This window comes from Amycolatopsis sp. MtRt-6, from assembly GCF_017308975.1.
GTDB lineage: Bacteria > Actinomycetota > Actinomycetes > Mycobacteriales > Pseudonocardiaceae > Amycolatopsis.
On record NZ_JADWPD010000074.1, the window covers coordinates 1 to 1,269 of the forward strand.

The 1,269-nt window shown below is 66.5% G+C and carries 1 protein-coding gene; it reads right to left on the reverse strand.

Annotation, left to right across the window (positions count from 1 at the left end; genetic code table 11):
* Window positions 1-42: 42 nt before the first annotated feature.
* A protein-coding gene (locus tag I4Q55_RS48850) for an IS3 family transposase (RefSeq protein ID WP_206797883.1) occupies window positions 43-1,202 on the reverse strand; the annotation gives its coding sequence in 2 pieces (ribosomal slippage) (window positions 43-921 and window positions 924-1,202; 1,158 coding nt in all).
* Window positions 1,203-1,269 lie beyond the last annotated feature (67 nt).

The following is a 1,269-nucleotide window of genomic DNA, read 5'->3' on the forward strand; positions in this document are numbered from 1 at the left end:
GGGTCTGCCCAGACTTCGGTTGACACCGGAGCTGACTGTTTCTCAGGCCGCCACTGCGGGGGTGTAGATGGTCTCAAACTCGACTGGGGTGAGCTTGCCCAGCCCCCGTTGGCGGCGTTTGCGGTGGTACTTCGTCTCGATCCAGGACACGATCGCTAGCCTCAGCTCCTCGCGGGTGCGCCACCGTCGTGTGTCGAGAACGTTCTTTTGCAGCAACGAGAAGAACGATTCCATCGCGGCGTTGTCCCCGCACGCCCCGACCCGGCCCATCGACCCGGTCAGCCCATGAGCGTGCAGTAAACGCCGGTAAGCGGCGGATCGGAACTGAGCGCCGCGGTCGGAGTGGACGACGGTGCCGGCCGGGTCCCGCAGCGCGATCGCGTTGCGCAACGCGCTGACGGCGAGTGAAGCCCGCATGTGCGAGGCGATGGAGTAGCCGACGATCTTGTTGGAGTAGCAGTCCTTGACCGCGCACAGATACAGCTTGCCCTCGCCGGTGGGATGCTCGGTGATATCGGTCAGCCACTTGGTGTTCGGCGAGGTGGCGGTGAAGTCGCGGCGCACGAGGTCGTCATGCACCGGTGGCCCCGCCTTACGTGGGCGGCCTTTCTTTCTGGCGTGCAGCGAAAAGATCTGCTGCATCGAGCAGATCCGCCACACCCGGTTCTCCGAGGCGGTGAACCCGCGGCGGGCGAGTTCGTCGGCGATGAACCGGTATCCGTCAGCCGGGTCGTCGGCGTGGATCTCGAGGGCGGCGTTGACCAGGTGCGCGTCATCCCAGTCCCGCCGGCAGACCGGAGCGGCGCACCATTGGTAGTAGGCCTGCCGGGAGATGCCCAGCACCCTGCACGTCACCGCGACCGGCACCCGCACAGGGGCGCCGGCCGCGGCCAGTTCACGGACGAGCGGGAACGCTATTTTCCCGGCAGATTGCCCTGCGCCAGGTAAGCCGCGGCCTTGCGCAGGACCTCGTTCTCCTGCTCCAGCAGCCGGTTACGTTTACGCAGTTCCCGCAGCTCAGCGGACTCATCCCGGGTCACACCAGGCCGGGTGCCGTCCTCGACGTCAGCCGCGCGCAACCAGTTGGCCAGGCACGACTCGGAAATCCCGAAATCCTTCGCGACCTGCTTCAACGGGGCCTCGCCGCGACGGGCCACCGCGACGACATCGTCACGGAACTCACGGGGGTAGGGCTTGGGCACGGTGACATCCTTCCAGGCGAGGCCGAAGCCTCACAGATGAGGTGTCAACCAGACCCTGGGCAGACCC